The 20,454-nt window shown below is 71.2% G+C and carries 28 protein-coding genes and 1 tRNA gene; 12 read left to right on the top strand and 17 right to left on the bottom strand.

Going from position 1 to position 20,454, the window contains the following annotated elements; translation table 11 throughout:
* Positions 1-7: 7 nt before the first annotated feature.
* The gene (locus tag D1781_RS16275) at positions 8-1,399 is read right to left on the bottom strand and encodes a protein kinase domain-containing protein (protein WP_158590144.1); all 1,392 of its coding nucleotides are present in this window, start codon (positions 1,397-1,399) and stop codon (positions 8-10) included.
* Between the two features lie 136 nt (positions 1,400-1,535).
* On the opposite strand from D1781_RS16275, the gene D1781_RS16270 reads away from it, so the two are divergent.
* Both D1781_RS16270 and D1781_RS16265 read left to right on the top strand, forming a co-directional pair.
* Positions 1,536-2,279 carry an alpha/beta hydrolase family protein gene (locus tag D1781_RS16270; protein ID WP_147392130.1) on the top strand — a complete coding sequence of 248 codons (744 nt, stop codon included), beginning with the start codon at positions 1,536-1,538 and terminating at the stop codon, positions 2,277-2,279.
* Positions 2,280-2,433: 154 nt separating this feature from the next.
* Positions 2,434-2,730 carry a hypothetical protein gene (locus D1781_RS16265; protein ID WP_119483565.1) on the top strand — a complete coding sequence of 99 codons (297 nt, stop codon included), beginning with the start codon at positions 2,434-2,436 and terminating at the stop codon, positions 2,728-2,730.
* A gap of 154 nt (positions 2,731-2,884) precedes the next feature.
* Here D1781_RS16265 and D1781_RS16260 read toward each other — a convergent pair whose 3' ends face one another.
* A complete protein-coding gene (locus D1781_RS16260; protein WP_119483564.1) occupies positions 2,885-3,100 on the bottom strand; it encodes a hypothetical protein in 216 nt (71 codons plus the stop codon).
* A 432-nt stretch (positions 3,101-3,532) separates the two neighbouring features.
* Between D1781_RS16260 and D1781_RS16255 the strand changes: the two genes are divergently transcribed.
* From D1781_RS16255 to D1781_RS16245, 3 genes are all read left to right on the top strand, one after another.
* Positions 3,533-3,733, top strand: coding sequence for a three-helix bundle dimerization domain-containing protein (locus tag D1781_RS16255; RefSeq protein ID WP_147392129.1), 201 nt, complete (start codon positions 3,533-3,535; stop codon positions 3,731-3,733).
* Between the two features lie 154 nt (positions 3,734-3,887).
* Entirely contained in the window at positions 3,888-5,963 is a 2,076-nt protein-coding gene (locus tag D1781_RS16250) for an acyltransferase family protein (RefSeq protein WP_119483562.1), read from the top strand.
* A gap of 428 nt (positions 5,964-6,391) precedes the next feature.
* Entirely contained in the window at positions 6,392-6,724 is a 333-nt protein-coding gene (locus D1781_RS16245) for a hypothetical protein (protein ID WP_147392128.1), read from the top strand.
* On the opposite strand, the gene D1781_RS16240 is transcribed toward D1781_RS16245, so the two are convergent.
* From D1781_RS16240 to D1781_RS16230, 3 genes are read right to left on the bottom strand one after another with little or no spacing between them, the layout of a single operon-like run.
* Entirely contained in the window at positions 6,721-7,005 is a 285-nt protein-coding gene (locus D1781_RS16240) for a helix-turn-helix domain-containing protein (RefSeq protein ID WP_119483560.1), read from the bottom strand. The two genes, D1781_RS16245 and D1781_RS16240, sit on opposite strands and share 4 nt — an antisense overlap.
* Before the next feature lie 17 nt (positions 7,006-7,022).
* Entirely contained in the window at positions 7,023-8,045 is a 1,023-nt protein-coding gene (locus D1781_RS16235; protein ID WP_119483559.1) for a ParB/RepB/Spo0J family partition protein, read from the bottom strand.
* Entirely contained in the window at positions 8,042-8,227 is a 186-nt protein-coding gene (locus tag D1781_RS16230; RefSeq protein WP_119483558.1) for a hypothetical protein, read from the bottom strand. The genes D1781_RS16235 and D1781_RS16230 overlap by 4 nt, the downstream gene beginning before the upstream one ends.
* A 76-nt stretch (positions 8,228-8,303) precedes the next feature.
* Between D1781_RS16230 and D1781_RS16225 the strand changes: the two genes are divergently transcribed.
* From D1781_RS16225 to D1781_RS16210, 4 genes are all read left to right on the top strand, one after another.
* Positions 8,304-8,510, top strand: coding sequence for a hypothetical protein (locus tag D1781_RS16225; protein ID WP_119483557.1), 207 nt, complete (start codon positions 8,304-8,306; stop codon positions 8,508-8,510).
* A gap of 130 nt (positions 8,511-8,640) precedes the next feature.
* Positions 8,641-9,600, top strand: a complete 960-nt coding sequence (locus D1781_RS16220) for a hypothetical protein (protein WP_119483556.1) — start codon at positions 8,641-8,643, stop codon at positions 9,598-9,600.
* Positions 9,601-9,640: 40 nt separating this feature from the next.
* On the top strand, positions 9,641-9,880 hold the full coding sequence (locus D1781_RS16215; RefSeq protein ID WP_119483555.1) for a hypothetical protein: 240 nt from the start codon (positions 9,641-9,643) through the stop codon (positions 9,878-9,880).
* Between the two features lie 28 nt (positions 9,881-9,908).
* Entirely contained in the window at positions 9,909-10,214 is a 306-nt protein-coding gene (locus D1781_RS16210) for a hypothetical protein (RefSeq protein WP_119483554.1), read from the top strand.
* Positions 10,215-10,315: 101 nt separating this feature from the next.
* On the opposite strand, the gene D1781_RS16205 is transcribed toward D1781_RS16210, so the two are convergent.
* Positions 10,316-10,861: a hypothetical protein gene (locus D1781_RS16205; RefSeq protein WP_147392127.1), complete on the bottom strand. Its 546-nt coding sequence runs from the start codon at positions 10,859-10,861 to the stop codon at positions 10,316-10,318.
* A gap of 238 nt (positions 10,862-11,099) precedes the next feature.
* On the opposite strand from D1781_RS16205, the gene D1781_RS17665 reads away from it, so the two are divergent.
* Positions 11,100-11,168, top strand: a tRNA-OTHER gene (locus D1781_RS17665).
* A 96-nt stretch (positions 11,169-11,264) separates the two neighbouring features.
* On the opposite strand, the gene D1781_RS17660 is transcribed toward D1781_RS17665, so the two are convergent.
* From D1781_RS17660 to D1781_RS16160, 11 genes are all read right to left on the bottom strand, one after another.
* On the bottom strand, positions 11,265-11,435 hold the full coding sequence (locus D1781_RS17660) for a hypothetical protein (RefSeq protein ID WP_158590143.1): 171 nt from the start codon (positions 11,433-11,435) through the stop codon (positions 11,265-11,267).
* Between the two features lie 113 nt (positions 11,436-11,548).
* The gene (locus D1781_RS16200; RefSeq protein WP_158590142.1) at positions 11,549-15,223 is read right to left on the bottom strand and encodes a phage tail length tape measure family protein; all 3,675 of its coding nucleotides are present in this window, start codon (positions 15,221-15,223) and stop codon (positions 11,549-11,551) included.
* Complete coding sequence (locus D1781_RS17655; protein WP_158590141.1) at positions 15,223-15,414, bottom strand: hypothetical protein; 192 nt, start codon at positions 15,412-15,414, stop codon at positions 15,223-15,225. Before D1781_RS17655 ends, D1781_RS16200 begins: the two co-directional genes overlap by 1 nt.
* A gap of 40 nt (positions 15,415-15,454) precedes the next feature.
* Entirely contained in the window at positions 15,455-15,688 is a 234-nt protein-coding gene (locus D1781_RS16195; RefSeq protein WP_119483551.1) for a hypothetical protein, read from the bottom strand.
* 236 nt (positions 15,689-15,924) lie between these two features.
* Positions 15,925-16,485, bottom strand: coding sequence for a hypothetical protein (locus D1781_RS16190; RefSeq protein WP_119483550.1), 561 nt, complete (start codon positions 16,483-16,485; stop codon positions 15,925-15,927).
* Entirely contained in the window at positions 16,482-16,853 is a 372-nt protein-coding gene (locus tag D1781_RS16185) for a helix-turn-helix domain-containing protein (protein WP_119483549.1), read from the bottom strand. The genes D1781_RS16190 and D1781_RS16185 overlap by 4 nt, the downstream gene beginning before the upstream one ends.
* Complete coding sequence (locus D1781_RS16180) at positions 16,850-17,155, bottom strand: hypothetical protein (protein ID WP_119483548.1); 306 nt, start codon at positions 17,153-17,155, stop codon at positions 16,850-16,852. Before D1781_RS16180 ends, D1781_RS16185 begins: the two co-directional genes overlap by 4 nt.
* The gene (locus D1781_RS16175; RefSeq protein ID WP_119483547.1) at positions 17,152-17,463 is read right to left on the bottom strand and encodes a hypothetical protein; all 312 of its coding nucleotides are present in this window, start codon (positions 17,461-17,463) and stop codon (positions 17,152-17,154) included. Before D1781_RS16175 ends, D1781_RS16180 begins: the two co-directional genes overlap by 4 nt.
* Entirely contained in the window at positions 17,460-17,762 is a 303-nt protein-coding gene (locus tag D1781_RS16170) for a hypothetical protein (protein WP_119483546.1), read from the bottom strand. The genes D1781_RS16175 and D1781_RS16170 overlap by 4 nt, the downstream gene beginning before the upstream one ends.
* A complete protein-coding gene (locus tag D1781_RS16165; RefSeq protein ID WP_119483545.1) occupies positions 17,759-18,334 on the bottom strand; it encodes a hypothetical protein in 576 nt (191 codons plus the stop codon). Before D1781_RS16165 ends, D1781_RS16170 begins: the two co-directional genes overlap by 4 nt.
* 2 nt (positions 18,335-18,336) lie before the next feature.
* Positions 18,337-18,549, bottom strand: a complete 213-nt coding sequence (locus D1781_RS16160; RefSeq protein WP_119483544.1) for a helix-turn-helix domain-containing protein — start codon at positions 18,547-18,549, stop codon at positions 18,337-18,339.
* A gap of 97 nt (positions 18,550-18,646) precedes the next feature.
* On the opposite strand from D1781_RS16160, the gene D1781_RS16155 reads away from it, so the two are divergent.
* Together D1781_RS16155 and D1781_RS16150 are read left to right on the top strand one after the other, a co-directional pair.
* Complete coding sequence (locus D1781_RS16155; RefSeq protein ID WP_119483543.1) at positions 18,647-19,192, top strand: helix-turn-helix domain-containing protein; 546 nt, start codon at positions 18,647-18,649, stop codon at positions 19,190-19,192.
* Positions 19,185-20,402, top strand: a complete 1,218-nt coding sequence (locus tag D1781_RS16150) for a tyrosine-type recombinase/integrase (protein ID WP_119483542.1) — start codon at positions 19,185-19,187, stop codon at positions 20,400-20,402. Before D1781_RS16155 ends, D1781_RS16150 begins: the two co-directional genes overlap by 8 nt.
* The last annotated feature ends 52 nt before the right edge of the window (positions 20,403-20,454 follow it).

Here is a 20,454-nt window from a genome sequence, read left to right as displayed (position 1 = left end):
CCGGCCGTCAGCGCGCGGACGCGGCCCGTCGGCTGGCGAGGCGCAGCTCCAGCTCGTCCATGACGATCTCCGCGAGGTCCTCGAGGGTGCGCAGCGCCTCGCCGTCGAACTCCCGCGGCTCGAGGTCGTACACGCACAGCGAGCCGAGGTGGTGCCCGTCGCGCGTCGTCAGCGGCGCGGCCGCGTAGGAGCGGACCTTCGGGTCCCCGAGGACGACGGGGTTGTCGGCGGTCCGCGGGTCCGCGCGGGCGTCCGGGATGGTCCATGGGCCGGTGCCCGGGTCCGTGACGACGCAGAAGGAGGTGTTCCGGTCCACCGCCTCGGCGTCGTAGCCCCGCCGCGACTTCAGCCAGACCCGGTCCGTGTCGACGATCGAGATGAGCGCGATCGGCGCGCCGAGCAGCCGGCTCGCGAGCCGGGTGACCTCGTCGAAGGCCGCCTCCGGCGGCGTGTCCAGCACGTCGTAGCGGCGGAGCGCGGCGAGCCGGACCGCCTCCGCCTCCGCCTGCGGCCGCACCTCCGGGCCGCGCCGGCGGACGAGGTCGTCGACGAGCTCCTCCTGCAGCCGCACGGCGACCTCGCCCGGCCCCGGTCGCCGTGCCGGGTCGCGCGCCGTCATCGAGCGGAGCAGGGCGTGGAGGCCGTCGGGGAGGTCCGTCGGCAGGTCCGGGTCGCGGTCGAGCCGCGCGAAGGCGGAGGTCTCGACGTCGCCGGGGAACGCGACGCGGCCGCTGAGCGCCTCGACGAGCACGAGGCCGAGGGAGTAGACGTCCGAGGCGGGCCCCGCATCGCGGCCGTCGACCTGCTCCGGGCTGAGGTAGGCGGCCGTGCCGGTCACGAACTCCTCCCGCTGCACCCGCCCGACGAGCGCCGCGATGCCGAAGTCGGTCAGCTTGGCGCGGGGACGCGTGCCGACGTCGACGGCGGCGAGCAGGATGTTCGCCGGCTTCACGTCGCGGTGCAGGAAGCCGGCCCCGTGCAGGTACTCCAGCCCCTCGGCGAGGTCGTGGCCGATCGCGCACGCCTGCTCGAGCCCCAGGGGCCCCGCGGTGAGGGCGGAGCGGAGGTCCGCGCCCCGCACCCGCTCCATCACGAGGAACAGCTGCGGGCGAGCCGGATCGCCCGCCTCGACGCCGGCGTCGAACAGCGTGGTCAGCGCGTAGTGGTTCAGGCTCGCGACGATGCGCGCCTCGGTCTCCTGCTCCCGGAGGACGGCAGGGTCCGCGGCGCGGTCGTGGAACACCTTCACCGCGACGCGACGGCCGAGCAGGCGGTCCTCGGCGTCGTACACGGTGGCGCGCCCGCCCCGGCCGAGCGGCCCGGCGAGCGCGTAGCGGTCGGCGAGGACGATTCCCGCGGTCGGGTCGTCACCGGCTCCGGGCCCCACCTCGATCACCACGCCAGTGCGCTCCCCTCGTCCCCCGACCGTACCGGCGGCGCGCCGCGGTTCGGGCGGGCCCGCGCCGCCGGGTCGACGGGCGAGCCGATCCTTCCGGAGAGCGGACCCCGAGCCGACCCGGGGTAGCGTCCGCGTCGTGGCGCAGCGGTTCGAGTACGGCGACGGCCCGATGCAGTACGGCGTCCTCCGCACGGCCGACGGCCCAGCGCTCGGCACGGTCGTGCTGATCCACGGCGGCTTCTGGCGCGGCACGCCCGACTACTTCGACGGCCCCGCGCCGCTCGCCGAGGCGCTGGTCGCTCGCGGCTGGCACGTCTGGCAGGTCGAGTACCGCCAGACGCCGAACGGCGGCGGTTTCCCGGCGACCCTCGACGACACGGCCGCCGCGGTCGAGCACCTCGCCGTCGCGGCCTCCTCGCTCGGCGTCGAGCCCGGGCCCGTCGTCACCGTCGGGCACAGCGCCGGCGGCCACCTGGCCGTGTGGGCGCTGTCCCGGCCCGGAGGCGTGCTGCCGCTCGCCGGCGCCGTCAGCCTCGCCGGCGTGCTCGACCTCCGGCTCGGCGAGCGCGAGGCCATCGGCCGCGGCGCCGTCGCCGCCTTCCTCGGCGGCTCCTCGTCGCAGCACCCCGAGCGCTACGCCGCGGCGGACCCGGCGACTCGCATCGTCCCCGCGCTGCCGGTGCGGGTCGTCCACGGCCGCCAGGACGACGTCGTCCCCCTGAACCAGTCGGAGTCGTACGCGGAGGCGGCCCGTCGGGCCGGGCAGGACGTGGCGGTCGCGGTCGTCGACGCCGATCACATGGCCGTCATCGATCCGACCCGCCCCGCGTTCGACGCGCTGCTCGAGGCGCTCGACGAGATCCGCGCGACGGTCCGCTAGCCCGGGCGGCACCGCGGATCGCGGGCGGTCCGACCACGGCAGCCTCGGCATGCCGTAGAGTCGCCCGCCGCTTCGCGATGAGGACCGTCCCGTCTGGACGCCCCGCTTGAGGCGCACGTTTCGCTCTGCGAAGCAGAGACCGATTGGAGCTGCCGTGCCGCAGCATGTCCGCACCCGCCCCGGAGCCCGCTCCGCCCCTCGTCGACGCCCGCCCCTGCGCTGGCACTCGCCCGCCGACGAGCTCTGGATCGCCACGGCGGGCGGCGAGTACGCCGGCATGGCCGAGCCCGTGCGGGGCGGCGGCTACCGCGCGTTCGGGCCGACCGGCGGATCGCTCGGCTCCTTCCCGACGCTCGGGGCCGCGCTGATGGCGCTCGAGGGCCGTGCCGAGGACGACGAGCGGGCCGGTCGGCCCCTCCGCTCGGGCGCGACGCCGGCCGCGGACGCGTGAACCCCGCATGCCGCGGGCGGGGTCACCGCTTCCCGCGGTGCACCTGCCCGGGCTGCCGGGCCGCGCCCTGCATGCGGTGCGCGGCGCCGCGGGATCCGGCGGTCCTCCGGCCGCCCGGCGAGGTCCCGACCGACCGTCCGCGACCGGCGGCGCGCTAGCGCGCCGCCGGGGCCGTCGCGACGAAGCGCGGCCCGTGGTGCCCGCGGGCGCAGCTCCAGGTGAAGCCCCCGTCGGCGAGGTCGACGCCGAGGGACGGCTCGACCTCGGCGCCGCAGTTCCTCCGCGGACACGCGTCGGGCGCCGCGGTGGACGCCGGCGCCGGCGGCGCCCAGTCGGCCAGCGCACGGCGGGCGCCGCTCCGTCTCGTCACCGTCGCGCCTTCCGTCCGCAGCCGCCGCAGTGCCACGACGCGACGGGCGCCGGGCCGACGCGTCCGAGGCGCATCCGGTCCCCGCAGCGGCAGGCGCGGATGCTGTAGGAGGTCGTGTCCGGCAGGAAGGCGAGGCTGGTCATGAGGACCCGCTGTCTGGGGCACGTCGGCCCCGGTTCGAGCTCCAGCAGGTCCCGCTCGCGCCGCAGAGTGCGGGATGTCTTCGCGGGGCCACGTCGTTCTGGGGCTGGTGCGATCCTAGCGGCCGCTCCCCCTGAACGGGGGAGCGGCCGCGGACGGGCGATCCGGCGGCGGCCTCGCACCGCGTCGCCACGCGGGCCGGCACCGCGCGGGTCGGAGGACGCCGTCGGACGCGGCGCGGCCTCCGCGGCCGATCCACGCCGTTCATCTCGTGTGCGTAGCGTCCGGCTCATGCCGGAGACGTTCGACGCGGAGCAGGTCATCCTCGAGGTGACGGGGACCCTCCTGTCGAAGTTCCCGGACAAGGACCCCGCCGACGTGGAGCGTGCGGTGCGCGAGCAGGTCGAGGACCTGCAGCGCCGGCCGGTCCGTGACTACGTCTCGGTGCTGGCGCGGAGAGCGGCGAAGAAGCAGCTCGAGTCGAAGGACTGACCCGCGCGATCGACGGGCTCGGGTCCGGGAGGTCCCCGCGCGTCGAGCCGCACGGGCTCCCGGTGCTCCCCGGTCGAAGGCCATGAGGTGAACACTCGGCGATCGTTCGCGCCGGGCCCGGTCGTGGCGCTCGGACGGATGAGACGCTCGGCCCGTGCCCGCCCTCGCGCTCCAGCGGGCCTCGGCGGACCGGGACGCCGAGAAGGCGACCGCCCGACGAGGGTCTCGGCTGGAGATCCAGGCGCTGCGAGCGATCGCGGTCGGGGTCGTGGTGGCCTACCACCTGCGACCCGCGGCGCTCCCCGGGGGCTACGTCGGGGTCGACATCCTCTTCGTGATCTCCGGGTTCCTGATCTCGCGTCATCTGGTGCGGGAGGCGGAGACGACCGGCGGGATCCGGCTCGGTCGGTTCTGGGCCGGACGGGTGCGGAGGATCCTGCCGGCGGCGCTCGCGACGACCGTCGCGGTCGTCGCGTTCTCGGCGGCGGTGCTGCCGAGGACGGCGGCGGCGGAGGTCGGCGTCCCCGGGATCTGGGCAGCCCTGAGTGCCGCGAACTGGCGGTTCGCCGCCAGCTCGACGGACTACCTCGCGCAGTCCCCGGACGCCTCGCCGTTCGAGCACTTCTGGTCCCTCGGCGTGGAGGAGCAGTTCTACCTGCTGTGGCCGCTCGCGGTCCTCGTCGCATCGGCGCTCGCGCGTCGGCGTCTGCGCCCGGTCCGGCGCACCGTGCTCGTGCCGTTCCTGCTCGTGCTGGGCGCCTCCCTCGCGTTCGGCATCGTGCTCACGGCCAGCGGGTCGCCCGCGGCCTACTTCGTGACGCCGACGAGGATGTGGGAGCTCGCCGCCGGCGGTGTCCTCGCCGTGCTGCTGGCGGACCGGCAGCCGCCTCCGCGCGTGGCCGCCGTGCTGCAGATCGCGGGAGTCGTCGCGGTCGCGGTCGCCGTGATCGTCTTCACCGCCCGGACGCCCATGCCGGGCGTCGCGGCGATGCTGCCGGTGGCCGGTGCGGCCGCCGTCATCGCGGGAGGCGACGTGCGCGGGCTGCGCCGGGTGTGGGCGCTGCCACCGGTCCGGTTCGTCGGCGCGGTCTCGTACTCGCTCTACCTCTGGCACTGGCCGGTGATCGTGTTCACCCGGCTGCTCCTCCCGCAGCCGCTCGGCCCCATGTCCGCCGCTGCGGTCGTCGCGCTGTCACTCCTGCTCGCGACGGGCTCGTACCTGCTCATCGAGCAGCCGCTGCGCCGGGTCCCGATCCGACGCCCCGGACGGATCGTGGCGCTCGGCGTCGCCTGCTCCCTGGTCGTGGCGGGCATCGCCGCCGTGCCAGTCCTCACGAGCGCGGCCGCCGACGACGCGGAGCAGGACTCCCGGGCGGCGGTGCTGCGGCCGCAGGGTGCCGCGATCGGCTGGCCGCAGCTCACGCCGGACGCCACGCGCACGTGGGCTCGACCCGAGCACGTCGTCGTCCCCGCGCCGAACGCATTGAAGGACGACCTGGCCTACGGCAGCTGCACCATCGAGCCGTTGTCCACCACGTCGCCGGTCTGCGTCGCCGGCGACATCCGCAGCCGCACCACGATCGCCGTCGTCGGCGACTCGCACGTCCGCCAGTGGGCGGCCACGATCTCCCGTCTCGGCGAGGAACGGCACTGGCGCGTGATCACCGTCCTGCACAACTCCTGCCCGTTCAACCTGCTGCCGCGCCCGCTCGAGCAGGACCACCTGTCGCGGTGCACCACGGCCGTGCGGTGGGCGCTACCCGTCCTCCGTCGCGAGCACGTGTCGCTGGTCGTCACGTCCGCGTACCGCAGGTCCTATCCGGGCACCGACGCGCGGCGAGCCGCGGAGGCGTACGCCGACATCTGGCACTCCCTGCAGGCCGCCGGCATCCAGGTCGTCGCACTCGGCGACACGCCCACCCCCATGAGCGACCCGATCGACCGGGACTGCATCGTGCAACGCGACCCCGCCCGGTGCGGACTGAGCCGAGCCCGCGCGACGCAGGTCGTCGATCCGCTGCGGCTGGCCGCCGCTCGTGCCCCCGGAGTGGCGTTCGTCGACCCGACCGACGCGTTCTGCGGGACCACCTGGTGCCCCGGCGTGATCGGCAACGTGGGCGTGTACGTCGACGACAACCACGCCAGCAACACCTATCTCGGCACCGCCTACACGTGGGTCCGACAGCACATCGGCACCGCCGTCGACGACGGGCTGCACCGTCAGCGATGAAGCCCGCTCGAGACGCGTCCGACCCGGCACGGGCGCGTCGGACCCGCGGCGGTGAGCGGCGCCGGATCCGAGGGCCTTCTCGCGGGGGCCGGAGAAGGACGGAGGCCCCCGATCCGCGTCTTCTCGCGGATCGAGGGCCTCTGACAGCTGGCGGAGGATGGGGGATTCGAACTCCCCGGTGCCAACACGCATGGCAGCGCTTCCCGGTACCTCGAGGCACGGAATGACGCGGAACCCGGGGCTCCGATCGGACCGCGTCTGCATCGAGATACTCCGAGATGCCGCGTCGGTAGCACACCGATCAGCACACGAGGACTTGCGCGCTCACGCGCGAGCACGGCGGGTATCCGCACGCCGTGAGAACGACGACCCCCGCCGAGTAGCCGCTCGGCGAGGGTCAGGTCAGCAGCCGCAGGAGGGCTACAACCATGAGCACCGTAACGAAGCCGAGCACTCGTCATCAGCGGATGTCGAGCGTCGCGCTCATCAGCTCGGGCGAGCACACGTTCACCGTGGAGCGCTGCATCACGCAGCACGACGACGGTCCGCTCGAGATCTACACCCTGACCGTGCCGCCGGAGGAGGGCTCGATCCGCCTCGCTCGACGGGGTCTGCACAACGACGGACCGTTCGGCGTCGAGTTCGAGTTCGACAGCAGGACCGCGCTTTCGACCGATCGGGGCATGTGGTGGGCGCACGCGCTGCACGCGATCACCTGCCTTGCCCAGGAGCTCAACGTGCGAGCACAGCGCCTGGTCTAGAAGGTCCGGCCTCGCCCTCCGGAGCGGTCCTCGCGGATCCTCCGGAGGGCGGCGTCCGTCAGTCCCCACGGGTTCGGGGAGGGCTGGACGGTGTGCTCGGCGATGTAGGCGTCGAGCGCGCTCTTCGGGAAGACGAGGGCCCGCCCGATCTTGAGGAAGCCGATCTCGCGCCGGCGGACGAGCGCCTCGATCGTCTTGATCGTGATCGGGGCGCCGCCGAGGTACTCGACCGCTTCGGCCTTCGACAGCAGCCGGCCGTCGTTCTGCTTCTCGTCGCTCATACGCTTCACCCTGTCCGCTACGCGGCGACGCCGAGCTGCTCGAGCACGCGAGCGCGTTCATCCTGGCCGACGACGATCGTGATCTCGGTGGAGTTTCCCTTGGCTCGGATCCGGACCTTGGCGTCGAGGAGGCCGGTCAGCAGCTGTGCGATGCCGGCGAGCTGGTCATCGACCGGTCGTTGCTCTCGCCGACCGCCCGGGCCCCTGGTCGCCCGATCGGCGGCGAAGCGATCAGCGAGGGCGTCCTGCTCCTCCCCCGCCGGGCAACGAAGGAGGTCGCGTGCCTGCTGAGCGGTGATGACGCCGGCGGCGACGCGCTCCCGGAGGTGCTCCGGCAGCGCGAGGAGTCGGATGGTGTTCGAGATCTGCTCGCGCGAGATCCCGAGCAGGCGACCGAGCTCGGCCTTCGACGTCAGCCCGAGGGCCTGCATCGCGTACTCGTAGGCGTTGGCGAGGTCGATGGGGTTGAGGTCGTCGCGGTGCAGGTTCGCGACAAGACTGTCGAGGAGCGCGTCGCCGTCGGTGGACTCGCGGACGATTGCGGGCACGGTCGTGCGGCCGGCCTTGTGCGCGGCGCAGAGGCGCCGTGCGCCGTCGATGACCTCGAGCCGAGCTCCGACACGGCGGACCAGGACGGGCGTGACGACGCCGCGCTGCTCCACGGACGCGATGAGGTCGTCGACATCACCCGGGGACGTGCGCGCGTGGGTCGGTGCAAGGTCGATCGAGGTGATCGGGACCTCGGTGAGCAGCGAGACGGGGAGCCCGTCGGTGTCGCCGCCGAGGAACACGGCGATACCGACCTCGATGGACGGGACACCCTTGATGCCGGCCGCGATTGCCGCGCAGTCGCTGCAGAGCGCGGAGAGGTCGGTGGGGACCGAGGTCCACTCATCGATCTTCTGCGACCGGATGGGGTGCGCGGCGCAGATCGGGTTGAGGAGGCCGGTGTCGCGTCGGGAGACGATGTGCATGAGCGCGTCGGACCGAACTGCGGCGCGGGCGAGCAGGAACTGCAGGGACGTCGTCGCGGTGCTCATGCGGCGACTGCCTGGGCGAGGCGGGCGACGGCGGCCGCGCCGGTGAAGAGGTCGGTTGCGAGCTCGGCGCGTGCGTCCTCGTCGAGGAGGCCGGCGTCCAGGCGCTCGATGAGCTCCTGCAGGGAAGCGATGATGAGGAGCTGCGCCTCGTCGAGCGCTGCGTCCGCCTGTGCTGTCGTCATAGCGACACGCTACAGCGGTGTAGTGCAACCGCTACGCCCCCTGTACTAGGGTGCCTGCCGCCCCTATCGTGGGGTAGTGGCCAACCTCGACGCTCTGCTCAAGGACCTGGCCGAGGCGTCCGACGTGATCGCCTCACTCGATCGAGACCGTGCTGCCGCTGTTGCCCGCCGCGACGCTGTCGTTCGCGAGGCAAGCAAGGCGGGCGCCACGTGGGTGAAGATCCGCGAAATCACCGGCATGAGCCCGACCACCATCAGCAAGGCGCTCAACGGCCGCGCATGACAGACGACCCGCTCGACACCGCGCTCCCGAACTGCCCTCGCTGCCTCCATCGGCTCGAACCCGCCGGCGACCCGCCCGACCTCTACTGGGTCTGCAGCTGCGGCGTCACAGCGATCGAAACCGGTGCTGAATGAACCCGGACCTCCTGCCGCTCATCGAGGAGGCGGTGATTCCAGCTGCCGCAGATCTAGTCGAAGCCCGCGCGGCGATCCTCGCAGTGCTGAGCTCGCAAGCGACGGCGACGCAAGAGTTCTTCATCCGGCACCTGCTCGAGCGCCGCGAACTGACCCTCGGCACCGACAGAGATCCGCCTCTCCAGGTGCAGCGCGCCGCGGACGGCACGCCGCAGGTCGATCGCGACGATCCCGTCCTTGTGCGCGCCAGGATCGGCCGGGCTGTTCTGGAGGCGCTCGGAGTTCTTGCCGCGGACGGATTGATCATGCAGGCGTCGGGGAGCTACTACGGCCCCGGCACCGACAGCATCGGTGTGCACGATGTGGCTCGAGGCATGACCGGAGGGGTCACCTTCGTGACAACCGTTCCGGCGTTCGGCGGAGACGGGTGGAACTCGCCCTGGCGGCTCACACGACCCGCCAACCACCCGGTGCAGGAGATCGCGCGCCTGGAACTCGTCGACGGCGTCGAGGACCTCCTTGGACCTCGCGGCGTCACGGTGCTCCGCGAAGCCGTCCGCTGCTTCCAGCGCGGTCTGTACCTCGCGGCCGTCGACCTGCTGGCCGCAGCGAGCGAGGCAGCGTGGTTCACACTCGGGTCGAAGGTTGAGGGCAACGCCGCCCTGCGTCGCTCGATCCGATCGGGCAGGGACGCTGGCGAGGTCATCGCGGGGACAGTGAAGGCTCTTCGAGACGGAGCCGTGCTTGGCTCGACCGTGCTGACAGAGCTGCACGCCCGCGCTGGGCATCTCCGCGAACTCCGAAACTACGGGCTGCACCCGCTCGGCGCGGTCCGCGAGGAGCACGAGGACGCTTTCACTGAGGCTGGCGCCGCGCTGCTGTTCATGGGGACCCGGTCCTACTTCTTGACCCTGCACACGGCACTCGAGGCCCTGCAGGCGCCCCCTGCGCAGTAGGCGTAGGAACGCGTCCGAGGCTGTCGGTACGGTCCGCGACGTGAGCGACGAGCAGACGGCGGTCGAGTGGGGCGGAGTCCGCATCGACCTCGCACACGTGCACGAGTCCACGCGGCGGTCGATGATCCGCGAGGCGCAGCGGTGGATCGCACAGGGGCAGCGGCCGCCGATCCTCACCGTGAAGGACGACGGCGTCGACGTGTCCACACGCCCCGAGTTGTGGCCAGCGCGCGTGCGCGACTATCGCGGGCTCGGGCGCGTGGAGTGGGTCGCCGAGTGACGTCGGCGGCCCCGGGTACCGTCCGTCCATGGCGATACCCGAAGCCGGCCGTCTTGCCGGCCATGTTCTTCTGGATGCCGTCGCCGCATGGGACCCAAGCGCAGAGCTCGAGGTCAACGGTCGAGCACTGAACCTCGCGCTCGAGCGGTTGGGCGAGATCGGCGCAGTTGAGGTCCACGTCGACAACGCCGCCCGCTCCATCCAGACCGACGCGTCGAACTTGGTGGGCCCCGCGGTGCAGCTGCTACTTCACGCCGTGCAGCTCGCGGCGCTTCGCGGTCCATCGGAGCAGGTCGTGATCGCCGACCTACGTCGAGGGCTCGACGCCGACTAAGGGGCTCGAGATGGCCGGCCACGCGCCTTGAAGTCGCTGCCGGACCGGACGATGCAGGAACGCGCTACACCCCTGGTCCCTGCCCACCACCTTCGCCGCGGCTAAGCAGACACGCGAGGGGTCTGCCACGAGGCACGGAGCTGAGGCTGGACCGGCGCCTGGACCTGCGGCTGGAACTGCAGGCGATCGCGCTCGACCAGCCGCTCGCTGCCGTTCTCGACCCGACTCTCGGCACCGGGCAGCCGGTACTCACCATGCCCAGTGCGCTCGAGGAAGTCCTCCGAAGCCATGCGGGAGAGCAGATTCGAGACGAAACCGCGGGGGTCAGCCGACTTCGTCGTCCAACCGCGGCGAAGTAGCGCGTGGTAGACGTCGCCCGTCTTGAGCCCCTGCCCGGGACTGCCCTCGAAGACGGACAGAACGAGGGCCCTGTTGCCGGAAGGCTCAGCGTCGGCTTCCTGGCCAGCGTCATCAGCATCGGCGACGGCCTGCCCGTGGTCGTCCGGAGCCTTGAGGGTCTCCCGCAGGCGGAACCGGTCGACTCGGTGCTCGAGACCCTCGATCAGCTGATCCGTCTCAGCCAGCGCTCGAGCGCGCTCGACGCGCTCTTCACGGAGCTGGCGCAGTACCTCTTCGATCGCGGTCATGGCACCAGGGTAGGTGAAGTTCACCGGTGACGGAAGGTGAATTTCACCGATGTGGTGATCTCGGGTTGAAGTTCACCGCCGCGACATCTACCGTGATGACCGAAGGCCGACCCCCATGCGGGTGCCGGCCTTCGACTGAGTGATCTTGCGAGAGGAGGTACGGCACATGCCGCCGCCATAGAGGTGGCGGACCGTTCGATCAGGTGCAACTGGTCGGGCGGTCCGTCCGCCTCTACCCGGGCCGGGGCTGTGGAGCCAGGCGTCCCTTTGGAAGATGCCCTAGCGGGTTCGAACCCCGTCCGGTCCACTGCGATCGTATCCACGCCGTGATCTATTCGCCAACAGTGCGGCGATCTATTGCGCGTTCTATCGCGTTCGGATGCAGTCCCCATCACGTCGCGCATCAGGAGTTCTGTCGCGCGAGGCTGGCGATGAACCCGTCGAGGTACGGGCCCCACTCGGGCACGTCCCGCAGGACGTTGACGACCTCGAGCAGCTGCCCCAGGACGTGTCCTAGCGCGCGGAAGATGCTGGGCGCGTCCTCGACCTGAACGCTCGGGAAGGAGTCGGCCACGTAGGTCGCGACGAGCTCCGGAGACTCTCTCGCCGCGGTGAGCAGTGCGATCGTGATGGCGCGCAGCTCTTCGGCCGGGAGGTCGAATCGGCCGCTGTCCTCGATGTACTCGGTCAGGAGACCCTCACCTTCGGGATGTTGACGCCGGCGATCGCGCGTCGCGCCTTGGTCGCGATGCCGTCCGCGACCTCGTCCCGCGTGTAGCCCATCGGCCCGTTGAAGATCTGCGTCACCGGGGCTGGCGCTACCCCTGGCGCCATCGCGACGGACGACGCCGCGGCGCCCACGATCGGGCGCGGCACGAGGTTCTCGATCGCGGATTCGACGTTCCCCTGCTGTCCAACGAGGCCGTTGACGAAGCCCTGCCCGGTCTGGTCGCCGAGCTCGGCGAACACGCGCGACGGCGAGTGGATGCCGAGGACCTTCTTCAGCCTGTTGACCGCGTTCTTCCCGAGCTCGCCGATGACCTTGTCGAGGTCGGACGCCTTGCCCTTGATCCCGTCAGCGAAGCCGGCGGCGACCTGCGCGCCGGCGCCCTTCGTGAGCGCGGACGTGTTGATCCCGAGGACCTTCACGGACTGCGCCATGGCGGTCTCGAGCAGCGCGATCGCGGCCTGGTTGTCGACGATCTTCGCCTTGATCCCGTCCACCGTGCCCTGCGCGGCGTCGACCCCGGCCTGGTAGAGCACGGTGGAGGTCTGCGTGCCGAGGGACTGCCCGACGGTCGCAAGCTGGCTCTGCAGTCCGGCGACCTGCTGCACGAGCGCGGGCCCGCCCTGCACGAGCTCCTGCGCGGCGCCGATCCCGCCGCCGGCGACACCCTTCTCGACGATCTGGCTGTAGGTCGTGTCGTCGACGCCGAACGACTTCAGCTGCCCGAGCAGGGTCTGGAACGTCTGCGTCTGGCTGATCGCGTCCTGCAGGTTCTTGATGATCGCGGGGCCGGCGGACTGCGTGGCGGCGACCTGCGCATCGTTCAGCTTCGACTGGGTGTTCGCGATCTGGTCGCTGTAGTCGGCGACCTTGCCCATCTGCTCCGCGAGCGTCGAGGCGAGGTCGATCCGGTTGCCCTGCAGGTCCGCGAGCTTCGAGGCGTAGTCGGTGCCGTAGGCGGACAGCGACGCGATCTGCTGGTCGACGACGGCGAGCTTCGCCCGCGTCGTGTCGGCTTCCTTCGACGCGTCGGCCTGGCTGGACGCGAGGTCGCCGAGGTTCGTCTGCAGCTCGGCGATCGAGTCCGACGCGGTCTTCCGCGCGTCGACGACGTCTGCGTAGGCGTCCGTGATGTTGCCGAGCCCGATGGTGGTGGCCTTCACCTGCGCGGCGAAGTCGTCGCGGACCTTGACCGCGTCGGCGAGCTTGTCCTGCGCGGCCTTCAGGTCGCCCGCGAGCTTGTCGCGCCGGCCCGCGAGCGAGGTGAGCTGGGCGGTGTCGGCCTTCAGCGTCGCGATGAGGTTCTTGCGCTGCTTCGGGCTGACGTCTGACGCGCGCCCGAGGTCGATGACGAGCTTCCGCTGCTCAGCGATCTGGTCCCGCAGCTTCGCTGCGGACGCCTTCCCGGACTTCGTCGAGGTGTTCGTGGCGGCGAGCTGCTTGTTGAGCTTGATCAGCTTCTTCTGCGAGGCCTCGCGCTGGTCGCCGAGCTTCGTGAACGCGTCGGTCACCTGGTTCACCAAGCTCGTCGCTGCGTCCTTCACCTGCGACTGGGACCCGGCGAGGCCCTTCACGAGGCCCTGCCCGACGTAGCGACCGATCGACGCGAACACGCGCGAGGGGGACCGGATGCCGAGGAGGTGCTTCGCCCAATCGATCGCGCCGTTGACGACGCCGCCGATCGCGCCGAGGACGGCCTTCGCGTTGTTGCGGATCCCGTTCGCGAGGCCGGAGACGATCTGCCCACCGATGGTCAGGACGGTGTTGATCGAGCTCTTCAGGATCGCGACGCCGGCGTTGACGATGCCGGTGAGCGCGGCGCCGACGATGCCGATCGCGCCGCGGAGGACGCCGACGACGAGGTTGATCGCGCCGGCGACGATGCCCTTCAGGCCCCGCCACGCCTGCGCGAAGTTCCCGGTCAGCAGCCCGACGACGACGTTGATGACGCCGGTGACGATCTGCAGCGCGGCACGGATGATCGGCACGATCGCGCCGAACACGGCGGTGATGATCGGCAGCAGCGCCCGGATGGCGCCGGCGAGCACCGTGCCGAGGATCTGGATCACCGGCGTGATCGCGGGGATCAGGGCTCGCAGGATCCCGATGACCGGCGGCAGGACCTGCTGCACGAGCTGTATGAAGGCGGGCAGCAGCGCCGCGAGGAGCCGACCCGCGAGCTGCACGACCACGCCGATCAGGGGCGCCGCGGCGCTGACAACGGTCGTCAGGACGCTGGCGACGAGGCCGATGATCGGCGTGAGGACCTGCAGCGCCTGTGTCAGGGTGCTCGCGAGCATCGTCGCGAGCTGCGTGACGACCGGCACGACGGACGAGAGCACCGGCCCGAGCGCGCCGGCCAGCGTGGTGACCAGCATCGTGATGGCCGGCATCAGCTGGCCGAGCAGGTTCGACGCGAGGCCGAGCAGCGTCCCGAGGAGTCCGTTGATCGCCGTACGGAAGGTCTCGTTCGACGCGTACGCGGCGGTGAGCAGCGTGATGAGGATCCCGACCGGGCCGGTCAGGAACCGGAACGCGCCCGCGATCTGAGGCAGCAGGCTCGCAAGGGGACCGAAGCTGGTCGCAAGCCGGGCGATGATCGCCGGGAAGTTCGAGGTGACGAGGAAGGCGGTGATGCCGGCAGCGAGGCCGCCGATGAGGGGCAGCAGGGGCTGGATGCCCGCAGCGATGCTCCCGAAAGCGGCTTGGGCTGGCGGGCCGATCGTCTGCAGCACCGACCCGATTCCCGCTGCGGCCTTCGCGCCGAGGCCGAGGGAGCCGGCCCAGGCGACGACCTTCGATGCCGTCCCGACGAGCGCGGTGAGGGCCGGCATGGCGGCGGTGGCGATCTCCTCGCCGAAGTCGCCGACGGCGTCCTGCAGCTGGTAGAGCTGCCCGGAGAAGGTCGCCCGGTAGGCGGCGCCGGAGCCGCCGAACTCCTTGTTCAGCTCGGCGAGGATCACCTTCTGCGCGCCGATCTTGTCGCCGGAGGCCTGCAGCGCCTTGACCTGCGCCTGCTGCTCCTTCGTGAAGGTGACGCCGGAGCGGGTCAGGCGGGTCATCCCGGCGGCCGGGTCGTTCAGCGCCTTGCCGAGCAGCATCGCCGCGGAGGGCACGTCGGTGCCGAGCGCGCGCGCCATGTCGACCGCGGCCGCGGTCGTCTGGTTGAAGACGTCGTTGCCCTTGCCGGCCTCGTTCCTGATCCCGCGGAAGGTCAGCAGCAGGTTCGCGCCCTGCTGGATCGACTCCGCCTGGGTGGACGTCTGCCCCTCGAGCGACTGCGCGAGCGCGTTCACCTGCTGCGCGGTGACGTTCGCGGCGCCGCCGGTCGCCTTCACCGCGGAGGCGGACTGCGCGTTCAGCGCCTGCCAATTCGCGACCGCGCTGATGCTGTCCGTGACGTAGCCGGTCAGCTTCGCGATACCGAGGCCGGCCGCCGCGATCCCGACGTACGGCGTCACCGCGCCCAGCACGCCACCGACACCCTTCGACAGCAAGCCGCCCGTCCGCTTCCCCGCGGACAGAGCCTCCTTGTCGAGCGGGCTGCCTGCACCGAGACTCTTCGAGATCTCGCCCTGCACCCCCTTCATCGACGGGACGATCTGGACGTAGGCGCGGGCGAGCTCGACCGACATCAGCCGGCGCTCCCAGCCGCGCGCGCACGCTCCTCGGCCTCGAGCCGATCCAGAGCGGGCTGCCCGTCGACCAGCCCGACGTCCGCCACGCCCTCGCTGCCCGGCACGCGCCGCCATCGCGCGTAGCGCGCGTCCTTGCTATCCGCGACCGTGACCCGGCCGCCCGTCTCCGGATCGATGAACGTCGACATCGTCATCTCCTTCTCTCGCTCGCAGGGAGGAGCGCACACGTCACGGCGTCCACTCCTCGTCCGGCGTCTGAGCCGCATCGGCAACTGGGGACTTCGTGGCCGCGTCGATCGCCTCGATCTCCGCTGCAACGTCGACGAGCCGGCGCGACAGCGGTGCGAGCTCGCGCGCTCCGACGCCCTCGTCGAGCTGCGCGGCGATGTGGTCTCGCAGCGCGACGAGCAACTCCCGCCGATTGCCCGAGCGCGCAGCCGACGCGATCGGCTTCGGCTTCACAGCCCGCCGCCGCGGCGTCCCTCCCCCAACTGGCTCCACAGCACGCACCGACACCTCAGGCACCGCCCCTGGGTGAAATTGCCGTATGAGTAAGAGCCCTATGCCTGGTGGCGGGCCGTGAGGGGGCGGGGAGGGGCTCCTCCCCTGGTGTGCTGACGAGGGCGACGTGTCGGCAGCGGACTGGGCAGCACGGCTCAAGGTGCTCGTCGAGCGTCACCATCTGCGTTTTGTGCCGCTCAGAGGAGACGGGCCGAGTAGGCGGCGGTTCGCCGCAGGAGGTAGTTCGCTGTGGTCGTGCCCTGCTGGATCTGGGCGAGCAGGGCCAGCTTGGAGCCGGTGGCCGGGTGCTCGCTTTCGTAGGCCCGCACCACGCCCTGGTACCCGCGGACCGCGGCGACGCGAATGATGGCTTGCGCAAGGTGCTTGTCGCCGGCTCGTTCGGCTCGCTCGAGGAGCGCCTCTGCCTCCTTGGAGTCCTGGAGGCGGTCCGCGCGGTCGTCGGCGTCGCGTCGGCTGATGATCTCGGACGGGTCGGTCGTGCTCGTGTAGCCGAAGACGCTGCGCTCGAGCGAGGTGGTCTTGTCCTTGATCGCCTTCACCTCGGCTGCCTTGAGCTGGTCGAGTCGGGTCTGGGCGCTGTCGCGCAGGGTGGCGATCTGCTCGCGTCGGCCCTGATCGCTGAGGTTGGGGTCGGCTTCGATCGCGCGCTTGGCGGCGCCCAAGTTGCGCTGGACGGTGGCTGCCTCGTCGCGGAGCTTGTCGAGGCCATGGTCGAACTGGGTGAACTCGTCGGTCACGCGGTGCTCCTTCGGTAGGCGTCGAGAGCGGCTGTTGGGATGCGCCAGCGGGCTTGGTGCTTCTCGGCTGGGAGTCGGTGCTCTCGGATACCCCGACGGATGGTGTCGGGCTTGACTCCCAGCCGAGCTGCTGCCTCGGCTGGCGTGAACCAGTGGACCGCGGGTCGCGCGTCCGTCGCGCGCGGAGTCGCGTCGACGCGATCGAGCCAGGCCATCGCGACTTTATGGATCGCCTGAAGGGTGGCGTCGACGTCCGGGTCGTCGCCTCGGATGCTGCCGCGGAGGCGGTTGAAGTCGAACTCGCGCTCGAGGAACAGGCAGATCGCCGGCGGGAGGACGACGCCTTGCACAAAGCCTGGCGCGCTCATCGGGTGTACCGGTCCGCGATGCGCGCCAGGCGGTCGAGCTCGACGAGGCAGGCCGAGACGGTGGCGTCGGGAAGGTCGAGTTGCTGAGCGATCATCGCCGGTGTGGCCTCGTGCTCGTGGAGTTCGGCGACCTTGCGCAGCAGCGCGCGAGGCGGAGTGCTGAGTTCGGGGTCGGTCAGCAGCGCCGCGCTCGTGGCGACGAGGTCTCCGACGAGTAGGGGCACGTTGGTGCCGGCTTGCTGCGCTCGAGCGCGGAGCCGGCGGTTGACGTCGGGCGCGACTCGGATGGTGATCTCGGTCATCGGGGTCGCTCCTCGGGGTTCGGCGAGCGTTGCGCTGGAAACGGTGGGAGGTCGGGATCGAGGTCGATGGCGACGATCTCGTGTGCGCCTTCGCACCCGGGTCCGCAGCCGAAGACGTTGAACTCGGCGAGAAGCGTGTGTGCCCAGCGGAGGCGTTCGACGAGGACGACGCGGGCGTCGGGGCAGGTGATGACGATGGCGAGCTGTCCGCGGCCGGTGACCGAAGCGCCGGGCCACGCGCAGCGCGCGAAGTAGGTCGAGTTCCGGTGACGCTTCGAGCAGTGGTGCTGCTCGACGACGGGGATCACGCGACCTCGGACGGGCGCGGGCTGATGTCGGGCTGCGCCTGAAGGAGGTCGATGAAGCCGAGTTCGTGCTGGAGCGAACAGCCCATGTCGCACTTCTCGGCATCGATGCGCTGCAGCTCGGCGACGGCAGCAGCCTTGCTCCCGTGCAGCGAGATCGACGAGATGAGACAGCGCGAGAGGACGACCCACTGCCCGTTGCCGCGGATCGGGATCCAATTGGGGAAGGCGCACTGCGCGAAGCTCGCGCCTGAGAGGTGTCGAGATCGGCACCGGTGCCAGCGGTACCGCTGAGGGCTCACGACCCACCCCCAAGGAGAACCCTGCTGCTCTTGCGCGCGTGCGCGTCCAGGTGGGTAGTGGTCATTGCAGGTAGTTCCGGTCCTTCAGATAGAGGGGACGGAGAACGTCCGCTGTTGAGGACGGTGACCGTCCCGTGTACCGGACGGTCTTCGTCGGAATTCGGACGGTCTTCGTCCCGTGTACCGGACGGTCTTCGTCCCCCTCTTTCCGACCGCGGTCGCTGTCGTGAGTTGGTGTCGATCGGGTCGAGCGTGAGCTTCCACTCGGCGGTCTTCCCCGGTGAGGAGCGACGCATCCTGGTGATCAGGCCAGCCGCTTCGAGCGCACGGAGCGCTCGCTTCACGGCAGCCTGCGCGGCCTTCGCACGCTCCTCGTCGTCGAGCTCGTCGAGGACGTAGCCGAGACCGCCGGCGGCGGTCTGCCAGCCGGCGAAGTAGGTCATGGCCGGCCGGTCCCCCTGCGTCCTGTCGGTGACGGTGAAGGCCATGTGCAGCAGCAGGACGCGCGCGGCGTGCTTCTCGCCGAGGCGGTAGGACTGGTTGAAGGCGGCCCGCACCGCCTCGAGCCCCACGGCTATCGCTGGGACGGGATGAGAGCGGGCTGCGCCGTGAGCAGTGCGAGCAGCGGCTCCCGCGGGATGACGACGCGGCGCCCGATGTGGATGGCCGGAATCGTGCCCGCTGCGATGCCGGCCGTGATCGTTCTGGGGTCACAGTCGAGCAGCTCTGCCGCGTCTGCTCGCGTGATCGTCGCCGCTTTCGACCGACGAAGTTCGTCCAAGTTCACGGCCCGCTCCGTTTCTTATAGCCGCCCCTAGAGGCGTTGCAAGGAACGTAGGGGCACCCCCTTGTGGGTGTCAAGTATCGGGCGCTACGTTTCTTGTATGGCATCCGAGCGGCAGCGCGGGAACGAGATCGGGCCCACCGGGGTCACGGTGGCGTTCAACCTCCGCCGCCTCAGGACGAGCGCTGGCCTCGATCTGCGTCTGATGTCGAAGCTCCTCGGTGAGCTCGGCCGACCGATCTCTCCGGCCGCCCTCAGCCGAATCGAGAACCTCGAGCGCCGCGTCGACGCCGACGACCTGATCGTCATGGCGCTGGCGCTCGAGGTGAACCCGAACGCGCTGCTCCTACCGCCGACAGGGCATCCAGCGAAGGTGATCGAGCTCGGTCCGACCGTGCGAGTCAACGCCGACGAGGCATGGCGGTGGGCGCGAGGCGAGCACACGATCGGGAGCGCCGCAGCCGGTCGCGCTGCGATGGACGAGTTCCTCGAGCGGGCGCCCGGGACGCCAGAAGCCGAACGGTGGGCGATCGTCCGCGAGCTGCTCGAGGCGGAGCACCTGAAGTTCCGTGCTCGGGTGACGCCCGGTACGCCGGCAGACGCCGGCCCCTCGGTGACCGACGACCCGGGCGGGGATCGTGGCTAGGTCGCGGCGCCGCGGTCGCGGCGCCCTCTACCGGTACAAGACGGCGGCTGGCGAGCGGTGGCGCTGGCAGCTCTACGTCCCCGTCGACCTTGACGACCCGGACGGCGAGCAGCGCCGCGTTGGCGGCGGCGGGTTCCGCACGATGGACGACGCGGACGATGCCCTCCGAGAGGCCGTGCGGAAGCTCCGTGCGCAGGAGGCGTTCGCGTCAAAGGGGGTGCCGACGATCGCCGCCTTCGCCGAGCAGTGGCTTGCTGGGCTCGAGCTGGCGCCGTCGACGCTGCAGGGGTACCGGAAGATCATCCGGAACCACATCGCGCCGCACATCGGCCGGATGCAGGTCGACAAGGTCACCGCGACGCGAATCGCGCGCCTCTACCGCGAGCTCCGCGAGAGCGGCCGACGCGACAGCACCGGACTTGGAGAGCCATTGTCGGCGAACTCGGTGCAGAAGGTTCACGTCGTGCTCGGCGCGATCCTGCAGGCCGCCGTCGACGACGGCCTTGTGCCGACGAACCCCGCGCGCCGGACGAGGACCGTGAAGGCGCCGACCGGGAAGGTGATCCGGGCAGCGCGGCCGGAGATCACTACGTGGAGCGCGAGCGAGCTGCGCTCCTTCCTCGACTGGAACCGCGAGGTCTTCAACGACGATCTGCACGCCCTCTGGCGCACGCTCGCGTTCACGGGGATGCGCCGCTCCGAGTCCCTGGCGCTGCGGTGGGCGGACGTCGACTTCGAGGGCGGGCGGCTCAGCATCCGACGCGCTGCCGACGTCACGACCCGCAACGCCGTCAAGACCACGAAGTCGGGGCGGAGCCGCGTCATCGACCTCGACGAGGCGACCCTCGCGATGCTCCGCAGCTGGCGCGCACTCCGCGGGACGATCAGCCTGGCGCTCGCTCGCCCCGACGCCTACGTCTTCGGCAACCTGACCGGCGAGGTGCGCTCCCCCAACGAGGTCGGCCGGCGCTGGACCCGACGCGTCGCCGCGGCTCAAGCGGCACTGCCGGGGCTGGCCAGGATCACGTTGAAGGAGCTGCGGCACACGCACGCGACGCTGCTGCTCGAGGCCGGCGTGCATCCGAAGGTCGTGCAGGAGCGCCTCGGCCACGCCTCGGTGATGATCACCATGGACATCTACTCGCACGTGACGCCGACCGTGCAGAAGGCCGCCGTAGACCGCTTCTCCGCGATGCTCGGAGGCGCGTAGCACATGGGTCAGCACACGGCTGGAACGACGAAGCCCCTGACCTGGACAGAAG

The sequence above is a fragment of the Amnibacterium setariae genome, from assembly GCF_003581425.1.
Taxonomy (GTDB): Bacteria; Actinomycetota; Actinomycetes; order Actinomycetales; family Microbacteriaceae; genus Amnibacterium; species Amnibacterium setariae.
The sequence above is the reverse complement of the archived record's forward strand: the minus strand, read 5'-3'. Positions and strand labels throughout refer to the sequence as shown.